Below are 17,135 nucleotides of genomic sequence, written 5' to 3' on the forward strand. Positions count from 1 at the left end.
CGCTCTCAGCGCAGGTCCTGTTCCGCCGCCTGGATCGCGGCGAACTCTTCTTCCGGGGTGCCGGACACCAGGTGATGCCGACTGTACAGGGCGAAGTAGCCGATCAGTACAGCGTAGATCGCCACCGCGCCGACCACGACCCGCGGGTCGACCAGGAAGCCGGCGACCACCGCGACGCAGGCCAGCGCCAGGGCTACGCCGGAGGTGAGGATGCCGCCAGGGGTGCGGTAGGGGCGCTGCATGTCCGGGCGGCGGATGCGCAGGGTGATGTGCGCGGCCATCATCAGCACGTAGGAGATGGTCGCGCCGAACACCGCGACCAGGATCAGCAGGTCGCCCTGGCCGGTCAGCGACAGGCCGAAGCCGATCACCCCCGGCACCACCAGGGCCAGTACCGGCGCCTTCTTGCGGTTGGTCAGCGAGAGGCTGCGCGGCAGGTAGCCGGCGCGGGAGAGGGCGAAGATCTGCCGCGAGTAGGCATAGATGATCGAGAAGAAGCTGGCGATCAGCCCGGCCAGGCCGACCAGGTTGACGAACTGGCTCATCCAGGTCGAACCCTTGTAGGCCGACTCCAGCGCTTCCACCAGGGGATTGCCCGAGCCCATCAGCTCCTTGGCTCCGGCGGCCCCGGGACCGACGACCAGAATCAGTGCGGCGAAGGCGAGAAGCACCAACATGGCGCCGATCAGTCCGCGCGGCAGGTCGCGCTTGGGGTTCTTGGTTTCCTCGGCGGCCAGCGGCACGCCTTCGACGGCGAGGAAGAACCAGATCGCGTAGGGGATCGCCGCCCAGACCCCGACATAGCCGAACGGCAGGAAGCTGCTGGCGCCGGTCGCCGCGGTCTGCGGGATGTTGAACAGGTTGGCCGAGTCGAAGTGCGGAACCATCGCGACAATGAACACGCCGAGGGCGATGGCCGCCACCGCGGTGATGACGAACATCAGCTTCAGCGCCTCGCCGGCGCCGAGGATGTGGATGCCGATGAATACGATGTAGAACACCAGGTAGATCAGCCAGCCGCCGACGCCGAACAGCGACTCGCAGTAGGCGCCGATGAAGCAGGCGATGGCCGCCGGGGCGATAGCGTATTCGATGAGGATCGCGGTGCCGGTGAGGAAGCCGCCCCAGGGCCCGAAGGCGCTGCGGGCGAAGCCGTAGCCGCCGCCGGCGGTAGGGATCATCGAAGACAGCTCGGCGAGCGAGAAGCACATGCACAGGTACATGGTAGCCATCAGCAGGGTGGCGAGGAACATCCCGCCCCAGCCGCCCTGGGCCAGGCCGAAGTTCCAGCCGGCGTAGTCGCCGGAGATCACGTAGGCGACGCCGAGCCCGACCAGCAGGACCCAGCCGGCGGCGCCTTTCTTCAGTTGACGGTGTTGGAAGTAGTCGGCGTCGACGCTTTCGAAGTCGACCCCGGAAGTTGTGGGCGCATGGCCGGTTTGTTCGAGGGACATGGGTTTTTCACCTCAATCTTGTTGTTATCGACCCCGGTTTTCCCGGTGGTGTGCTGTACGTGGTGAACGCAGGCAATAGCTATGCCAGCCGCTCTGCAATCGGCCTGGCGAGGAGGTGGAAGGGGCGCCGCCGTCAGCCTCGGCGGCGTGTTTCACGAGCCGGCGCGACCGCTCCGGGAAAGAGCGGTCGCGGCCGGTCCGGGGTCCTACTAGAAGAAGCCCAGCGGGTTGATGTCGTAGCTCACCAGCAGGTTCTTGGTCTGCTGGTAGTGGTCGAGCATCATCTTGTGCGTCTCGCGACCGACGCCGGACTTCTTGTAGCCGCCGAACGCGGCGTGGGCCGGGTACAGGTGGTAGCAGTTGGTCCACACGCGACCGGCCTTGATCCCGCGGCCCATGCGGTAGGCGCGGTTGATGTCACGGGTCCAGAGGCCGGCGCCGAGGCCGTACTCGGTGTCGTTGGCGATGGCCAGGGCCTCGGCTTCGTCCTTGAAGGTGGTGACGCCGACCACCGGGCCGAAGATTTCCTCCTGGAACACGCGCATGCCGTTGTGCCCCTTGAGCAGGGTCGGCTGGATGTAGTAGCCGCTGGCCAGGTTGCCTTCGAGCTTCTCGACGCTGCCGCCGGCGAGCAGCTCGGCGCCTTCCTGCTGGGCGATGTCGAGGTAGGAGAGGATCTTCTCGTACTGCTGCTGGGAAGCCTGGGCGCCGACCATGGTCTCGGTGTCCAGCGGGTCGCCGCGCTTGATCGCCCTGACCTTTTTCAGCACCTCTTCCATGAACGCCGGGTAGATCGACTCCTGGACCAGCGCGCGGGACGGGCAGGTGCACACCTCGCCCTGGTTGAAGAAGGCCAGCACCAGGCCCTCGGCGGCCTTCTCGATGAACGCCGGCTCGGCCTGCATGATGTCTTCGAAATAGATGTTCGGGCTCTTGCCGCCCAGCTCGACGGTGGAGGGAATGATGTTCTCCGCCGCGCACTTGAGGATGTGCGAGCCGACCGGGGTGGAACCGGTGAAGGCGATCTTGGCGATGCGCTTGCTGGTGGCCAGGGCCTCGCCGGCCTCCCTGCCGAAGCCCTGGACGACGTTGAGCACGCCCGGCGGCAGCAGGTCGCCGATGAGTTCCAGCAGCACGCAGATGCCCAGCGGGGTCTGCTCGGCCGGCTTGAGCACCACGCAGTTGCCGGCGGCCAGCGCCGGGGCCAGCTTCCAGGCGGCCATCAGCAGCGGGAAGTTCCACGGGATGATCTGCCCGACCACGCCCAGCGGCTCATGGATGTGGTAGGCCACGGTGCTGTCGTTGATCTCGGCGGCGGAGCCTTCCTGGGCGCGGATGCAGCCGGCGAAGTAGCGGAAGTGGTCGGCGGCCAGGGGGATGTCGGCGTTGAGGGTCTCGCGCACGGCCTTGCCGTTGTCCCAGGTCTCGGTGACGGCGAGCAGTTCCAGGTTCTGCTCGATGCGGTCGGCGATCTTCAGCAGGATGTTCGAGCGCTCCTGCACCGAGGTGCGGCCCCAGGCGTCGGCGGCGGCGTGGGCGGCGTCGAGGGCCTTGTCGATGTCCTCGGCGGTGGAACGGGGGAACTCGGCGATCGGCTGGCCGTTCACCGGCGAGGTGTTGGTGAAGTACTGGCCCTTGACCGGAGGCACGAACTCGCCGCCGATGTAGTTGCCGTAGCGGGCCTTGAAGGAAACGATGGCGCCTTCGCTACCGGGATGGGCGTAACGCATGATGGTATCTCCTGGCTCTTGTGCTTATTAGGGGAGGACGCGCTGTCGCGCTTGTCGTAAGCCTGGAGCAAGGGCCGGGCCAGAGTGGCGAAAGGCCCGGAGTAGAGCGTCCTGGAGGTTTCGCAGGGGAGCTTGCGAACGCTCCCTGTCACGCGGGCGGGACGCTCGTGAGTGACACTCTGTACCGTTTTCGGCGCAGCGCATGACTCATCGGTCAGTCCGTCGTTGCATTGCGCCCCGGCCTGTTGGATGCTGCACCGATAGCCGTCCGGAGAGTCGCGGACCGATCCACCGCGCCCAGGCAAGAGACGGCCCGTCCCTCGCGGAGAACCATAACAATGCCTGCCAGTTCCATGAGCCGCCACGCGCGGCAAGTGCTGACCGTCGCCCAGGGCAAGATCCCGCCGGGCGGCCCTGCGACCGATCCGTCCATCGCCCGCTCCTGGCTGCGCTGCCTGGAACAGCACCATCTCGATCCCGGCCAGCCGATGGCGCCGATGGTGCTGGAGCACGCGCGCATGCTCGAACGCCGCGAGCGCCTGCAACAGGTGCTGGAGATCGCCGATGGCGAGATGCACAGCCTCTACCAGCAGCTTTCCGGCAACGACCACGCGGTACTGCTCACCGATGCCCGCGGGGTGATCCTCAATTGCGTCAACGCCGACGCCCAGCGCCAGACCTTCGAACACGCCGGCCTCTGGCTCGGCGCCGACTGGAGCGAGCCCTGCGAAGGCACCAACGGCATCGGCACCTGCGTGGTCGAGCGGCAGGCCCTGACCATCCAGCAGGAAGAGCACTTCCGTAGCCGCCACACCGGCCTGACCTGCTCGGCGAGCCCGGTGTTCGATCCGCAGGGCGAGCTGATGGCGGTGCTCGACGTGTCTTCGGCGCGCCAGGAAGTCTCGCGGCAGAGCCAGTTCCACACCATGGCGCTGGTCAACCTGTCGGCGAAGATCATCGAGGGCTGCTATTTCCTCCGTCGCTTCGAGGGCTCCTGGCTGCTGCGCTTCCATGTCCAGGGCGACTATGTCGGCCTGTTCAGCGAAGGGCTGCTGGCCTTCGAGGAAGACGGGCGGATCCGCGCGGTGAACCAGAGCGCGCTGAACCTGCTCGGTTGTCCGCGCCAGCGCCTGCTCGGCCAGCCGGTGGAGACCTTCTTCGATTGCCGTCTCGACGACCTGCTCGGTCGCGCCTCGCAGCAACCCAGCGCCAGCTGGCCGCTGCGCACCCGCGAGGGACGGACCCTGTACGCCATGCTGCGCGGCGCGCCGCGGGCGATACCCCAGGCCCTGGCGGTGCCCACGGCAGCGAAGCCGGCGCCTGCCGCGCCCGGCCTGTGCCTGGGCGACGCCGAGCTGGCCGCCGATTTCCGCCGGGCGCTGAAGGTCTACGCGCGCGACGTGCCGCTGCTGCTCAACGGCGAGACCGGTTCCGGCAAGGAGGCCTTCGCCAAGGCCGTGCACCTGGCCGGCCCGCGCGCGGAACAGGCGTTCGTCGCGCTGAACTGCGCGGCGATCCCGGAAACCCTGATCGAGAGCGAACTGTTCGGTTATCGCGGCGGCAGCTTCACCGGCGCGCGCAAGGAGGGCATGCGCGGCAAGTTGCAGCAGGCTGACGGCGGCACCCTGTTCCTCGACGAGATCGGCGACATGCCGCTGGCCTTGCAGACCCGCCTGCTGCGGGTGCTGGAAGAGCGCCGGGTGGTACCGCTGGGCGGCGAGCCGGAGGATGTCGACGTGCGCCTGATCAGCGCTACCCACCGCGACCTGGCCGGGCTGGTCGCCGATGGACGCTTCCGCGAGGATCTCTACTACCGCCTCAATGGCATGGTCGTGAGCCTGCCGCCGCTGCGCGAGCGCAGCGACCGCGAGGAGCTGCTGGACTACCTGCTGGCCGAGGAGGCCAGGGGCCAGCGCATCCAGCTCGACGGCGAGGTTCGCCAGGGCCTGCTGGCCTACCGCTGGCCGGGCAACGTCCGGCAGATGCGCACGGTGCTGCGGACCCTGGTGGCACTCTGCGAGGACGGCCGGGTCGGCCTGCGCGACCTGCCCGCGGATATCCGCCAGGCCCTGGCGGCGCTGCCGCCCGCCGCAGCGGCGCCCGCCCCGGCCGCGGGCAACAGCCTGGACGACGCCGAGCGAGCCGCGTTGCTGGCGGCGCTGGACGGCCAGCGCTGGCACGTGAGCCGGGTGGCCGAGCAACTGGGGATCAGCCGCAACACCCTGTATCGCAAGCTGCGCCGGCACGGCCTGGTGCGCGGCCAGGCCTGACGGGCGGGACGGCTCCAGGCGGGCCGCCGCGAGGCCGGCGGGAACCCCGCCGACGCCGCGTCGTCTGATGCCGCGACGCCGGGCGGCCGGCGCCTCCGCTGTGCTAATCTGCCGCCCATTCACAGCGCCTTCGACGGCTTGATCTGCAGGAGTCTGCATGCACATCCACGTACTCGGCATCTGCGGGACCTTCATGGGCTCGCTGGCCGTGCTGGCCAAGGAACTGGGCCACCGGGTGACCGGTTCCGACGCCAACGTCTACCCCCCCATGAGCACCCAACTGCAAGCCCAGGGCATCGAGTTGATGCAGGGCTACGATCCGGCCCACCTGGAGCCGGCGCCGGACCTGGTAGTGATCGGCAACGCCCTGTCGCGCGGCAATCCGGCGGTGGAGCATGTCCTGAACAAGGGCCTGCCCTACGTTTCCGGCCCGCAGTGGCTGGCCGACCACGTGCTGCAAGGACGCTGGGTGCTGGCGGTGGCCGGTACCCACGGCAAGACCACCACCACCAGCATGCTCGCCTGGGTTCTGGAGCACGCCGGCATGAGCCCGGGCTTCCTGATCGGCGGGGTGCCGCAGAACTTCGGGGTTTCGGCGCGCCTGGGCGGTACGCCGTTCTTCGTGGTCGAGGCCGACGAGTACGACAGCGCCTTCTTCGACAAGCGCTCGAAGTTCGTCCATTACCGCCCGCGCACGGCGATCCTGAACAACCTGGAATTCGACCACGCGGATATCTTCCCCGACCTCGCGGCCATCGAGCGGCAGTTCCACCATCTGGTGCGCACTGTGCCGGGCGAGGGCCTGATCATTCGCCCGAGCGCCGAGAAAGCCCTGGAGCGCGTACTCGGGATGGGCTGCTGGACCCCGGTGCAGACCACCGGCGAAGGCGGCCAGTGGCAGGCGCGCCTGCTCGCCGAGGACGGCTCGCGCTTCGAGGTGCTGTTCGACGGCATCGTCCAGGGCGAGGTGGACTGGCCGCTGACCGGCCTGCACAACGTCGCCAACGCCCTCGCCAGCCTGGCGGCGGCGCGCCATGTCGGTGTGGTGCCCAGCCAGGGCGCGGCAGCGCTCAGCGAGTTCCGCAACGTCAAGCGGCGCATGGAGAAGGTCGCGGAGGTCCGGGGCGTGACCCTCTACGACGACTTCGCCCACCATCCGACCGCCATCGCCACCACCCTCGACGGCCTGCGCAAGCAGGTTGGCGCGGATACCCAGGTGATCGCCATCGTCGAGCCGCGTTCCAACTCGATGAAGCTCGGCGCTCATCGCGACGGCCTGCCGGACAGCGTGCGCCAGGCCGACCAGGTGCTCTGGTACGCGCCGCCGAACCTGGGCTGGGACCTGGCCGCCACCGCCGCGCAATGCGCGATACCGTCGCAGGTCTGCGATACCCTGGAGGCGATCATCGAGCAGGTGCGCCAGCAGGCCAGGCCCGGCGCGCAAGTGGTGATCATGAGCAACGGCGGCTTCGGCGGCTTGCACGGCAAGCTGGCCGCGGCGCTGGCCGAGTGAGGGGCGCGATGAGCGGTCCGGAACGCATTACCCTGGCGATGACCGGCGCCTCCGGCGCCCAGTACGGCCTGCGCTTGCTCGATTGCCTGGTGCAGGAAGAGCGCGAGGTGCACTTCCTGATCTCCAAGGCCGCGCAACTGGTGATGGCCACCGAGACCGACGTGGCCTTGCCGGCCAAGCCGCAGGCGATGCAGGCCTTCCTCACCGAATATTGCGGTGCCGCCGCCGGACAGATCCGCGTGTTCGGCCAGAACGACTGGATGGCGCCGCCGGCCTCCGGCTCCAGCGCGCCCAATGCCATGGTGATCTGCCCGTGTTCCACCGGCACCCTGTCGGCGGTCGCCACGGGGGCCTGCAACAACCTCATCGAGCGCGCCGCCGATGTCGCCCTGAAGGAGCGCCGGCCGCTGGTGCTGGTGCCGCGCGAGGCGCCGTTCTCCAGTATCCACCTGGAAAACATGCTCAAGCTGTCCAACCTCGGCGCGGTGATCCTGCCGGCGGCGCCGGGCTTCTACCACCAGCCGCAATCGGTGGAGGACCTGGTGGACTTCGTCGTCGCGCGAATCCTCAACACCCTGGGGATTCCCCAGGATATGCTGCCGCGCTGGGGGGAACAGCACCTTGTCAGCGACGAGTAGGGTGCTGCTGCTGGTCCTGGCGGTGCAGATGGGCGGTTGCGCCACCGTGCGCACCCTGGATGCGGCCAAGCCAGGGGCGCCGGTGGTCTACGCCGGCACCCGGCTGGACTGGTACAGCCTGCACGGCGGCTGCTGCCCGATGGAACGCTTCGGCGCGGAGGCGCCGGCCCATCCGGGGCTCGACCTGCCGGGCAGCGCGCTGCTGGACACCCTGTTGCTGCCGTTCTCGCTGGCCACCGCCATCGGCCTCAACCTCGGCGTCAGCGGCGGCATGTAGGGCGGGATCCGCCCCAGGCTCATTTCCCCAGCTTGCGCAGTTCGTCGGACTCGACGAAGCGCACGCCCTTGCCTTCCTCCAGCGCCAGGCGCCAGAGCGCGCGGGCCAGGTCGCAGGCCTCGATGCCGTGGTACTTGCCGGGAAGGATGCGGGCGATCGGCGCAGCGAGGATCTCGGCCAGGCGGAATTCCTCGCGCGGGCCGAACAGCAGCGATGGCCGGGCGATGGTCAGTTGTGGCCAGCCCTGTTCCTGCAGGGCCTGCTCCAGTTCGCCCTTGACCCGGTTGTAGAAGATCGACGACTTGGCGTCGGCGCCCAGGGCGCTGACCACCAGGTAATGCCGGGCGCCCATCTCCAGCGCGCGCTTGCCCACCGCCAGCGGCAGGTCGAAATCGACCGCGCGGAAGGCCTCCTCCGAGCCGGCTTCCTTGATCGTGGTGCCGAGGCAGCAGAAGGCGGTATCGATGCTGCCGTCGAGTTGCGGCAGCAGCTCGGCCAGCGGGCCGACCGGGTTGTCCAGCCGCGGATGCTCGGCCAGCGCCTTGCGGGCAGGGGCGATGACCTTGGCCAGGGTCGGCTCGCTCAATATCCGATCCAACAGGTGCTCGCCGGTAAGACCGGTCGCGCCGGCGAGCAGAACGCGCTTGGGCGTCGAGTGCATGTGTGTTTCTCCCCTTCCACACCAATGAGCGTAGTGCGCGGCGTATCTATTTGCCCGCCGCGCCCTCGCCGGTTTTTCCTTCCCGGGACGCGAGCGCGCGCTCGGCTTGCTGCCCCCGCAGCGTCCGCCAGTGCGCGAGCACGCGTTCCGGTAACCAGGCTTGCGGTTCCGAAGCTTCGAAACCTTCCTCCTTCTCCCTTTGACGCACTTCCTCTTTCGCCAGTTCGAACGCTTTGGACAGATCGTCGGTGCGGTTCAGCGCATTGGCCAGCAAGGCGCGGCCGAAATAGGTGAAGTCGGCGTCGTCGGAACAGCCGAACGAGACCCGGTCGGCACGCGCGGCGGTCAGGATCAGGGTACGTTCGTCTTTCAGCGGCGGGATGAAGCCCCCGCTGTAGCAGGCCGATACCACCAGCACCTTGTCGCGCTGGCGCAGCGGCGCGAGCAGTTCGGCCAGTTCCGCGGCCGGCAGGTCGCCGAGGTTCAGGCCGGGCATGTCCAGGGCCAACTGGTGGTCGCTGGAGCCGTGGCTGGTCAGGTAGATGAAGACCAGGTCTTCCGGCCCGCTGCGTTCGGCCAGGGTGCGCACGGCGCGGGACAGGCTTTCCCGGGTAGCCAGCGGGCGGTCGCCGAAGTGGTCGCGGTGGTTGACCAGGCGAATCACGCCACGAGCGGCGAAACGCTGGCCGAGCAGGTCGCCGGCGTAATCGGCCTCGCGCAGGAACACGCCCTGGCGGCCATCGCCGCCCAGGCTCAGGGCATAGAGTTCGCTGGCCGGCGTCGAGGCCGGGATCTTGCGCAGTTCTTCGTCGAGCAGGCGACCCTGGGCCAACAGGCCGATTTCCAGAGTGTCGGGCAGGGCCTTGCCGGCGGCGTCGCGGATGCGCTTGCCGTCGGCCCAGAGTCCCTGCTCACGGCTGCCGTCGGCGCGGTCCAGGGTGCCTTGGCCGGCATAGGCGCCGGCGGCGAAGCCGCCTTCGTAGCGGGTGCCGTCCAGTTGTTCGAGCAGGCCCTGGCCATGGAAGCGCCAGAACTGGAAACCGCCGCGGTAGCGGCTGCCGTCGGCGCCGAGAAGCTCGCCGGGGCCGTTCAGCGCGCCTTCGCTGAAGCGGCCGATCCAGACATCGCCGCTGGCGCTTTCGTAGCGCCCCTGGCCATGGAACTGGTTGTCCTTGAACTGGCCGACGTAGCGGTCGCCATCGGGCCCGCTCCAGCGCCCCTTGCCGTTCAGTTGCCCGTCGCGGAAGGTACCGGCGTACTGGTTGCCCTGGCTGTCGCTGAAGCTGCCTTCGCCTTCCAGGCGGCCCTGGCGGAAGCTGCCCTGGTAGCGGCTGCCATCGCTGCCGTCCAGCGTGCCCTGGCCGCTGTACAGGCCCTTGCGGAAACCGCCGCGGTAGCGAGTGCCCTGTTGTTCCAGGCTGCCTTCGCCATCGAACAGGCCCTGGCGGAAACCGCCCTGGTAGACGCTGCCATCGGCCATCGCCAGGCGTCCCTGACCGTCGAACAGGCCGGCCGCGAAGCCACCGCTGTAGCGGCTGCCGTCGGCGCCCTGCCAGGTGCCATGGCCGTGCAGCAGGCCATGCTCGAAGCGGCCGGCGTACCAGGCGCCGTTGTCGTAGTCCAGCCGGCCCTGGCCTTCCAGGCGCCCGTCCACCAGCTCGCCGCGATAGCGCGCGCCGTCAGGCAGGCGCGCATCGGCCGGGAGCAGCGGTTCGCCCTCGCCACAGGCGGCGAGCAGGATGACCAGGGCGGAGCAGAGCGAGAGAGACCTGGCGGGGCGAAGCATGCGGCGTTCCCGATGAGTGGTTCGGTCCGAGGGTGGAGGGGAGACAGTGTGGCGGAAAAATCGTTGCCTGGCAGTAGGGTATTTCCCTGCCGGCCCAGAGCGCCCCCGCGAGCGGGGGCTTTTGGAAGGGGGGAGAGGGGCGCGAAGGCGCCTGGCCGTCAAGCGAACGGCAGCGCTCGCTGGGGCGGGCTCAGACGAAGCAGAGGCTGAGGGTCTCGGCGATGTAGGCGGGTTTCTCCTGGCCTTCGATCTCCAGGGTGGCGCGCGCCTTGATCAGCCACTGGCCGGGATTCTTCTCGTTGACGTCGAGCAGGGTCAGGCCCAGGCGGACCCGCGAGCCGACCCGCACCGGCTGGATGAAGCGCACCGTATCGAGGCCGTAGTTGACCGCCATCTTCAGTCCTTCGGGAAGCACCAGCAGGCCTTCCATCAGCTTCGGGATCAGCGACAGGGACAGGAAACCGTGGGCGATGGTGCCGCCGAAGGGCGTCTTCGCCGCCTTCTCCGGATCGACGTGGATGAACTGGTGGTCGCCGGTGCATTCGGCGAACTGGTCGACCCGCTCCTGGTCGATGGTGAGCCATTCGGAATGGCCGAGATCCTTGCCGACATAGTCCTTGAGCGCTGCTACGGGTACGAATGGCATAAGTCCTCCGGGAGGATGGCTGTTGTTCTCATGGTGCAGGAAGATCAGCACGCGTTGGCGACCGGGTCAAGAAACCATCGGCCTGGCGAATATCGCGTCATGCGGTGCCGCGACTGCGACTGATGGATAGGCGAGGAGCGTGCCAATGTCCCGGCGGGCTGGGCATAATGGTCGGCCCTTGCTGGAGGTGCCCATGTTGCTTCGTGGTCTGACCTGGCTGGTGCTGTTCCAGTTGCTCGGCACAGGTCTGAACGTTCTGTTGTTGCCCATGCTGCCCGGTCCGATCATCGGCCTGGTGCTGCTGTTCGGTTATTTCCTGGCGCGTGGCGAGGTCGGCAAGCCGGTCAACGAGGCGGCCGGCTCGTTGCTGCGCTACCTGCCGCTGCTGCTGGTGCCGGCGGCGGTCGGGGTGATGGCCTATGCGCGGGAGATCGCCGCCGACTTCTGGGCCATCGTCGGCGCGCTGGTACTGTCGCTGGTGCTGTCGTTCCTGTTCGCCGGCTGGACGATGCAGAAGCTCATCGATCGCCAGCAACGTCGCCGGGAGGAGTCCTGATGGCCTGGCAGGCCGCCCTCGAGGCGGTGATCCACCATCCGCTGTTCGGCGTCGGCGTGACCCTGGGCGCCTACCAGTTGGCCCTGGCCGCCTATGAACGGACCCGCTGGGTGTTCCTGCAGCCGGTGCTGGTATCGATGCTGGTGGTGATCGGCGTGCTGCTGCTTTGCGGCATCGACTACGACGAATACAGTGCCAGCGCCAAGGTCCTGACCATTCTCCTCGGCCCCGCCACGGTGGCCCTGGCGGTGCCGCTGTTCCTCAACCTGCGGCGTATCCGCCAATTGTTCTGGCCGACCCTGCTGACCCTGGTGGTCGCCGGTACGCTGGCGACGGTGCTGGGCATCGCATTCGGCTGGTTGTTCGGTGCCGAGCCGCGGATGCTGATGAGCATGGCGCCGAAGTCGGTGACCTCGCCGATCGCCATGCTGGTGGCCAGCCAGATCGGCGGCGTGGCGGCGCTGGCCGCCGTGTTCGTACTGATCACCGGGGTACTCGGGGCGATCCTCGGGCCGGAGCTGCTGCGCGCCATCGGCGTCCGGCACCCCGCCGCGCAGGGCATGGCGCTGGGCATGACGGCCCACGCGGTAGGCACTTCGCGGGCCTTGCAGGAAGGCGAGGAGTGCGGCGCCTTCGCCGCCCTGGCGATGAGCCTGATGGGCGTTGCCACCGCAGTGCTGCTACCGTTGGCGGTAGCGCTGGTTGCCTGACGATGCCCGAGGAGTCGCGATGAAGTTGCCGTTGTTTCCCCTCAACGCCGTGCTGTTCCCCGGTTGCCGCCTGGACCTGCAGATCTTCGAGGCGCGCTACCTGGACATGATCAGCCGCTGCATGAAGCAGGGCACCGGTTTCGGCGTGGTGACCATCGGCGAAGGGCGGGAGGTCGGCGAAGCGCCGAGCCGCCTGGCGATGGTCGGCTGCGAGGCCTCGGTCCGCGACTGGCAGCAGCGCCCGAACGGCCTGCTGGGCATCCGCGTGGAGGGCGGTCGGCGTTTCCAGGTGCTGTCGGTGGAGGTCCAGGCCGACCAGCTCAGCGTCGGCGAGATCGAGTGGTTCGAAGACCTGCCGGAGCAACCCCTGACCTACGAACACAACGATCTCGCCGCGTTGCTCAGCGTGCTGGCCGAGCATCCGATGGTGGCCGCGCTGGAGATGGGCGGCGAGCCCGGCGGCCAGCAGGACCTGGCCAACCAGTTGGCCTACCTGCTGCCGTTCGATACCGAACGCAAGCTCGAACTGCTCGCCCTGCCCGACGCGCAGATGCAACTGGCGCGGATCCAGGTGCTGCTGGAGCACCTGCAGGGCGAGTTGGGTATCGACTGAGCGCCAACCCTCACAGCGGCCGGTAGCGCGCAATGGCTTCCGGCAGGGCCCAGCCGGCGGCGATCGCCAGGGTCGCCACGCAGACCGGCAACAGCAGCCACCAGACCCGTTGCGGCAGCGCCGGCAGCGACTCGCGGCGCTGGCTCAGCCACAGGCTGGCGGCGCAGACCGTAGTGGCGAGCAGGGCGCCGGCGACGATGTCCGACGGCCAGTGCACGCCAAGGTAGACCCGCGACAGGGCGATGCTCAGCGACGGGATCACCGCCAGCAGTACCCAGGTCAGGCGCCAGCGCGGCGGTTGCTGGCGGCTGGCGAGGACGCCCAGGGTGAGGAAGAAGGCGAAGGACGCCGAGCTGTGTCCGCTGGGGAAGCTGAAGCTGCTCAGCGGTTCGGCCAGCACTTCCGGGCGGGCGCGGGCGAACAGGGTCTTCAGGGTCTGGTTGGCCAGCGCGGTACCCACCAGGGTGCCGATGGCGAAGATGGCCGGACGCCATTGCCGGGTCAGCAGGAGGATACCGCCGAGCAGCGCGCCGGCGATGAACTGGGTGCGGAAATCGCCGAGCCGGGTGACCACCACCATCACCGGGTTCAGGTCGGCGTTGCGATGCTCCTGGACCAGCGTCATCAGGCCCTGGTCGAGGTCCTGGAGGTACGGCCAGGCGACGGTCATCGCCAGCAGCAGGACCAGGCTCAGCGCGGCCGCCACAGCGGTTGCCCAGCGTTTGCGCCGCAGGCTGGCCTGGACTACCACGCCGACCAGCACCGCCAGGCAGGCCGCGACGATCCCGGCTTCGCTCCAGAAGCCTTCCGGCAACGGCAGGCGCAGGGCTGCGCCGGTGGCCCAGCCGGGCAACAGGTAGGCGACCGCCCAGCCGGCGGCGGCGATCAGCGAAACGCCGAGAAAACGGCCGAACGGCATGTCGAGCATGCCGGCGACCATCGGCAGCATCGGTCGCAGGGCGCCGATGAAGCGGCCGACCAGCAGGCTGGCGATACCGTAGCGTTCGAAGTACACCTCGGCGGCGGTGATCCACTGCGGATGGCTGCGCAGGCCGGGCAGGCGGCGGATGTTCTGGTGGAAGCGGCGGCCGATCCAGTACGAGCTGAGGTCGCCCAGCACCCCGCCGGCGTAGGCCAGCAGCAGGGTTTCGCCGAGGCCGAGGGCGCCGCTGCCGGCGATCACCGCGACGCCGAACAGCAGCACCACGCCGGGGAGGACGATACCGACGATGGCCGCGCATTCGAGGAAGGCGATGAGGAAGATGGCCAGCCCCAGCCACTCGGGGTTGGCGGCCATCCAGGCGTTGAAGCTGTCGAGACTCATTGCAGGTGCGGGTCCTGATGTCCGAGTAGATGATAGTCGCGCCCGGCGACCTGGCCGCGGCGCAGTGGGTTGCGGGTGCAGAAGGCGGCGAAGGTGGCATCGACGAAACGGTACGGCAGGTGTTCGTCGCGCCCCTTCGGAATGCCCAGCCGAGCGGCCTGGATCACCTGGCTGGGGCGCTCGCCGACATCGTCGACGAACAGTCGCTGCGGGTCGAAGCGCTGTGCGTCCCACTCCGGCACCTTCAGCCCCATGGCCTTGCACAGCAGGGTCTGGCCGGCGCACAGGCGGCCGATCTCGCGGGGCCGACCCTGGCTGTCCGGGTTCAGGCTCTGCATCCGCTCCAGCGCCGTGTGGTCGCTGATGCGATCCAGCCAGGGATGGCCGGACTTGATCAGCACCGCATTGCCCGGCCCGCCGGCGCTGAAGTTCAGCGAGTCGCCGCCGCGCGCGTAATACATATAGATGTGCCCGCCGTCGAGGAACAGTGCCTTGCGCTTCTCGGTGTAGCCGAGCGAGGCATGGCTGCCTTTCTCCTCCAGGTAGTAGGCCTCGGTCTCGATGATTCGCGCCGCCAGCCAGAGATTGCCCTGGCGATGGCGGATCACCTTGCCCAGCAGCTCGCGGGCGACCAGCAACGCATCGCGGTCGAAGAAGGTGTCGGGGAGTGGCCGGGCGTCGGGCCAGGGCAAACTAAGGATGGGATCGCGGGACATGGGATTGTCGCTGGGACCATGGCAGTCATAGGCTGGCGAATGATAACAACAAGAGCCTGAATCATGGTTGAACGAGAGCGTGTCGACAGTGCCCACATCACGCCCAGCGCCCATTACACCGGCTACGTCTGGTTCCGCCATCGACTCGCCGAACCGGCCTTCGCCACCGTCTTCGGCCGCTGGGTACACGGCTTCGTCGCGCCGATCAACTGGGGCGCGCAGCTCGGTTTCGGGCTGAACATCGAGGATTTCCTGTTACAAAGACACCTCATGATCGACGCGCGCCTGACCCAGGCCGTCGAACGCGAGGGAGTGGTCCAGGTGGTGGAAATGGCCTGCGGGCTCTCGCCGCGCGGGCGACGCTTCCGGCAACGCTATCCACAGTTGCGCTACCTGGAGGCCGACCTGCCGCCGATGGCCGCGCGCAAGGCGGCGTTGCTTCGCGAGCAGGGTTGGCTGGGCCCGGAGCACGCGGTGGCGGCTGTGGATATCCTCGCCGAGGACGGCGAGCGCAGCCTCGCCGCGCTGTTCGCCGGGCTCGATCGCGAGCGCCCGCTGGTGGTGATCACCGAGGGGCTGGTGAACTATTTCCAGCGCCCGGTGATCGAGGCCTTCTGGAGTCGCCTGGCGACCGAACTTAAACGCTTCCCCCAGGGCACCTACCTGACCGACCTCTATCCCGATCTCCGCGAGCACCCGCGCTACCGGCAGATACGCTGGGGAGTGGGGATCATCGGGCGGCTGACGCGGGGAAGCTATCCGTTGCACTACCGCAATGCCGCGGAAATCGAGGCGGCCTTCGCCCGCTGCGGCTTTGCCTCCACCCTGGTGCTCGACCCGCAGCGCGAAGGCGCCGCCCTGGGCGTGCCGCAGGGACGCCTGCCGAGCCTGGTGCGGGTGATCGAAAGCCGCACGGCATAGCCGCCTCTCAGGCGACCTCCGCTCGCTCCCAGGCGGCGAGGAGGTCGGCCAGTCCGGCGCTGGCCGCCGGATCGGAGTGCGGGAAGATGAAGGCGAAGCCGCCGGCGGTCGAGCGCAGGGGCAGGATGTCCAAGTCCGCCAGGCCGTCGCAGCACAACCGCCAGCCGCGTTGCGGGCGGGATTCGGGCAGCTCGGCGTGCAGCCGCCCGCCGAAATAGCCGAGTTCCATCAGTTCCGCCGCATAGACGCCGAACTGCGGATGTTCCAGCCGAGCGTGCCCCTGGGCTGGCCGATGGCGGACCTCGAAGCGTCGCTCCAGGCCGAGCAGGCGCGTGCGCGGGATCCGCGTGCTGCCCTCGGCGCGCTCCGGCAGTGCCTCGCCGCGCAGGAACGGGCCGTAGAGCCGGGCGCAGGCCTCGCGTCGTTCGAACTGGGCAAGATGGTCGGCGTCGTGGATCAGGGCGAACTCGGCGTTCCCGCAGGCATGGGCGAACACCGCATGTTCCCAGGGCTGGGTGAAATGGTCGTACTCGCCGGCGAGCACCAGGGTCGGGCAGGTCGGGTGCCGCTCGAAGCCGCCGAAGGCCAACAGGCGCCGGCTATTCTGCCGGTAGCGTTCGATCTCCGCCGCGGTCAGGCGTTGCAACTGGCGCAGCATGGCCTTGCGAAATACCGGGGAGACGCCGGTACGTTCCAGCTGTAGCGGGTTGATCAGGCCGGTCAGTACGCCGTGGGCGAAGGCGCTCTGGTCGCCCTCGTCGAGCCGGGCCAGGGCTTCTTCCAGCAGCAGCCGCGCACCGGGGCGGCCGAATGCGGTGATGCCGGCCAGTAGCAGGCGCGCGCAGCGGCGCGGATGGCGGGCGGCGAACAGCGCGGCCAGGGCCGAGCCGTAGGACAGGCCGATGGGCATCAACGGCGGCAGGCCGAGCCGTTCGGCGAAGGCCGCGATCAGGTCGGCGAGGTCTTCCAGGCTCAGTTCCGCCGCCAGTTGCAGGTTGCCGCCCTGGCTCGGCAGGTCGAGCAGGATCACCGGGTGCTCGGCGAGCAGTTCGCTGACCTCGCCGGTGAACGAGCGGAAGCTCTGGAAGGCGCCGCCCAGCAGGAGCACCGGCGGGCGCGGGTCGTCGGCGCGGGCGGCGAAGGCCTGGTAGCGCAGTTGCCAGCCGTCTAGGAAGAGGATATCCGGTTCGCTGCTCAGCGACTGTGCGCTGTAGTCGGTACGGTAGCGCATGGCGAGGCCCCGCGGTGTGTGCGTCGTTATTGTTGTTCTGCCGAGCGGGTGCCGGTGGGTGGCAGTGGCCAGGCTCGCCTCGAAGGTAA

General features: G+C 68.7%; 16 protein-coding genes. 8 read left to right on the top strand and 8 right to left on the bottom strand.

What is annotated here, in order from left to right; genetic code table 11:
* Positions 1-5: 5 nt before the first annotated feature.
* Both eat and exaC read right to left on the bottom strand, forming a co-directional pair.
* Positions 6-1,454 carry an ethanolamine permease gene (eat, locus tag ACYAF3_RS16135; protein ID WP_016852472.1) on the bottom strand — a complete coding sequence of 483 codons (1,449 nt, stop codon included), beginning with the start codon at positions 1,452-1,454 and terminating at the stop codon, positions 6-8.
* Positions 1,455-1,663: 209 nt separating this feature from the next.
* Positions 1,664-3,184: an acetaldehyde dehydrogenase ExaC gene (gene exaC, locus ACYAF3_RS16140; RefSeq protein WP_003118247.1), complete on the bottom strand. Its 1,521-nt coding sequence runs from the start codon at positions 3,182-3,184 to the stop codon at positions 1,664-1,666.
* A gap of 338 nt (positions 3,185-3,522) precedes the next feature.
* On the opposite strand from exaC, the gene eatR reads away from it, so the two are divergent.
* From eatR to ACYAF3_RS16160, 4 genes are all read left to right on the top strand, one after another.
* A complete protein-coding gene (eatR, locus tag ACYAF3_RS16145; RefSeq protein ID WP_003114083.1) occupies positions 3,523-5,454 on the top strand; it encodes a sigma-54-dependent transcriptional regulator EatR in 1,932 nt (643 codons plus the stop codon).
* 157 nt (positions 5,455-5,611) lie between these two features.
* Positions 5,612-6,967: a UDP-N-acetylmuramate:L-alanyl-gamma-D-glutamyl-meso-diaminopimelate ligase gene (gene mpl, locus ACYAF3_RS16150; protein WP_003124067.1), complete on the top strand. Its 1,356-nt coding sequence runs from the start codon at positions 5,612-5,614 to the stop codon at positions 6,965-6,967.
* Between the two features lie 8 nt (positions 6,968-6,975).
* The gene (gene ubiX, locus ACYAF3_RS16155; RefSeq protein ID WP_003093227.1) at positions 6,976-7,605 is read left to right on the top strand and encodes a flavin prenyltransferase UbiX; all 630 of its coding nucleotides are present in this window, start codon (positions 6,976-6,978) and stop codon (positions 7,603-7,605) included.
* Positions 7,606-7,633: 28 nt separating this feature from the next.
* Positions 7,634-7,882, top strand: coding sequence for a YceK/YidQ family lipoprotein (locus ACYAF3_RS16160; RefSeq protein WP_042159398.1), 249 nt, complete (start codon positions 7,634-7,636; stop codon positions 7,880-7,882).
* Positions 7,883-7,901: 19 nt separating this feature from the next.
* On the opposite strand, the gene ACYAF3_RS16165 is transcribed toward ACYAF3_RS16160, so the two are convergent.
* The 3 genes from ACYAF3_RS16165 to ACYAF3_RS16175 all read right to left on the bottom strand — a co-directional run bounded on the left by ACYAF3_RS16165 (position 7,902) and on the right by ACYAF3_RS16175 (position 10,975).
* The gene (locus tag ACYAF3_RS16165) at positions 7,902-8,543 is read right to left on the bottom strand and encodes an oxidoreductase (RefSeq protein ID WP_003100290.1); all 642 of its coding nucleotides are present in this window, start codon (positions 8,541-8,543) and stop codon (positions 7,902-7,904) included.
* 46 nt (positions 8,544-8,589) lie between these two features.
* Entirely contained in the window at positions 8,590-10,329 is a 1,740-nt protein-coding gene (locus ACYAF3_RS16170; protein ID WP_003118249.1) for a C13 family peptidase, read from the bottom strand.
* Positions 10,330-10,519: 190 nt separating this feature from the next.
* The gene (locus ACYAF3_RS16175; protein WP_003093220.1) at positions 10,520-10,975 is read right to left on the bottom strand and encodes a MaoC family dehydratase; all 456 of its coding nucleotides are present in this window, start codon (positions 10,973-10,975) and stop codon (positions 10,520-10,522) included.
* A gap of 193 nt (positions 10,976-11,168) precedes the next feature.
* Between ACYAF3_RS16175 and ACYAF3_RS16180 the strand changes: the two genes are divergently transcribed.
* The 3 genes from ACYAF3_RS16180 to ACYAF3_RS16190 are packed head-to-tail and all read left to right on the top strand — an operon-like array spanning position 11,169 to position 12,854.
* Positions 11,169-11,531, top strand: a complete 363-nt coding sequence (locus tag ACYAF3_RS16180) for a CidA/LrgA family protein (RefSeq protein ID WP_031636980.1) — start codon at positions 11,169-11,171, stop codon at positions 11,529-11,531.
* Complete coding sequence (locus ACYAF3_RS16185) at positions 11,531-12,241, top strand: LrgB family protein (RefSeq protein ID WP_003093214.1); 711 nt, start codon at positions 11,531-11,533, stop codon at positions 12,239-12,241. The genes ACYAF3_RS16180 and ACYAF3_RS16185 overlap by 1 nt, the downstream gene beginning before the upstream one ends.
* 19 nt (positions 12,242-12,260) lie before the next feature.
* Positions 12,261-12,854: an LON peptidase substrate-binding domain-containing protein gene (locus ACYAF3_RS16190; RefSeq protein ID WP_003093212.1), complete on the top strand. Its 594-nt coding sequence runs from the start codon at positions 12,261-12,263 to the stop codon at positions 12,852-12,854.
* 10 nt (positions 12,855-12,864) lie between these two features.
* Here the strand turns inward: ACYAF3_RS16190 and ACYAF3_RS16195 are convergent, their stop codons facing one another.
* Positions 12,865-14,178 carry a bifunctional DedA family/phosphatase PAP2 family protein gene (locus ACYAF3_RS16195; protein WP_003100297.1) on the bottom strand — a complete coding sequence of 438 codons (1,314 nt, stop codon included), beginning with the start codon at positions 14,176-14,178 and terminating at the stop codon, positions 12,865-12,867.
* Entirely contained in the window at positions 14,175-14,894 is a 720-nt protein-coding gene (locus tag ACYAF3_RS16200) for a DNA-3-methyladenine glycosylase (RefSeq protein WP_003100299.1), read from the bottom strand. The genes ACYAF3_RS16195 and ACYAF3_RS16200 overlap by 4 nt, the downstream gene beginning before the upstream one ends.
* A gap of 63 nt (positions 14,895-14,957) precedes the next feature.
* Between ACYAF3_RS16200 and ACYAF3_RS16205 the strand changes: the two genes are divergently transcribed.
* Positions 14,958-15,815: a class I SAM-dependent methyltransferase gene (locus tag ACYAF3_RS16205; protein ID WP_033936540.1), complete on the top strand. Its 858-nt coding sequence runs from the start codon at positions 14,958-14,960 to the stop codon at positions 15,813-15,815.
* Between the two features lie 7 nt (positions 15,816-15,822).
* Here ACYAF3_RS16205 and ACYAF3_RS16210 read toward each other — a convergent pair whose 3' ends face one another.
* A complete protein-coding gene (locus ACYAF3_RS16210) occupies positions 15,823-17,046 on the bottom strand; it encodes an alpha/beta fold hydrolase (protein WP_023109669.1) in 1,224 nt (407 codons plus the stop codon).
* Positions 17,047-17,135 lie beyond the last annotated feature (89 nt).

The sequence above is a fragment of the Pseudomonas sp. TZ252 genome (genome assembly GCF_056110345.1).

Bases quoted from the DNA above. Each gene is read 5' to 3' on its own strand.
- eat (WP_016852472.1), bottom strand. From the start codon at position 1,454: ATGTCCCTCGAACAAACCGGCCATGCGCCCACAACTTCCGGGGTCGAC.
- ACYAF3_RS16195 (WP_003100297.1), bottom strand. From the start codon at position 14,178: ATGAGTCTCGACAGCTTCAACGCCTGGATGGCCGCCAACCCCGAGTGG.
- ACYAF3_RS16170 (WP_003118249.1), bottom strand. From the start codon at position 10,329: ATGCTTCGCCCCGCCAGGTCTCTCTCGCTCTGCTCCGCCCTGGTCATC.
- ACYAF3_RS16180 (WP_031636980.1), top strand. From the start codon at position 11,169: ATGTTGCTTCGTGGTCTGACCTGGCTGGTGCTGTTCCAGTTGCTCGGC.
- ubiX (WP_003093227.1), top strand. From the start codon at position 6,976: ATGAGCGGTCCGGAACGCATTACCCTGGCGATGACCGGCGCCTCCGGC.
- eatR (WP_003114083.1), top strand. From the start codon at position 3,523: ATGCCTGCCAGTTCCATGAGCCGCCACGCGCGGCAAGTGCTGACCGTC.
- ACYAF3_RS16185 (WP_003093214.1), top strand. From the start codon at position 11,531: ATGGCCTGGCAGGCCGCCCTCGAGGCGGTGATCCACCATCCGCTGTTC.
- ACYAF3_RS16160 (WP_042159398.1), top strand. From the start codon at position 7,634: ATGGGCGGTTGCGCCACCGTGCGCACCCTGGATGCGGCCAAGCCAGGG.
- ACYAF3_RS16175 (WP_003093220.1), bottom strand. From the start codon at position 10,975: ATGCCATTCGTACCCGTAGCAGCGCTCAAGGACTATGTCGGCAAGGAT.
- mpl (WP_003124067.1), top strand. From the start codon at position 5,612: ATGCACATCCACGTACTCGGCATCTGCGGGACCTTCATGGGCTCGCTG.
- exaC (WP_003118247.1), bottom strand. From the start codon at position 3,184: ATGCGTTACGCCCATCCCGGTAGCGAAGGCGCCATCGTTTCCTTCAAG.
- ACYAF3_RS16205 (WP_033936540.1), top strand. From the start codon at position 14,958: ATGGTTGAACGAGAGCGTGTCGACAGTGCCCACATCACGCCCAGCGCC.
- ACYAF3_RS16200 (WP_003100299.1), bottom strand. From the start codon at position 14,894: ATGTCCCGCGATCCCATCCTTAGTTTGCCCTGGCCCGACGCCCGGCCA.
- ACYAF3_RS16210 (WP_023109669.1), bottom strand. From the start codon at position 17,046: ATGCGCTACCGTACCGACTACAGCGCACAGTCGCTGAGCAGCGAACCG.
- ACYAF3_RS16165 (WP_003100290.1), bottom strand. From the start codon at position 8,543: ATGCACTCGACGCCCAAGCGCGTTCTGCTCGCCGGCGCGACCGGTCTT.
- ACYAF3_RS16190 (WP_003093212.1), top strand. From the start codon at position 12,261: ATGAAGTTGCCGTTGTTTCCCCTCAACGCCGTGCTGTTCCCCGGTTGC.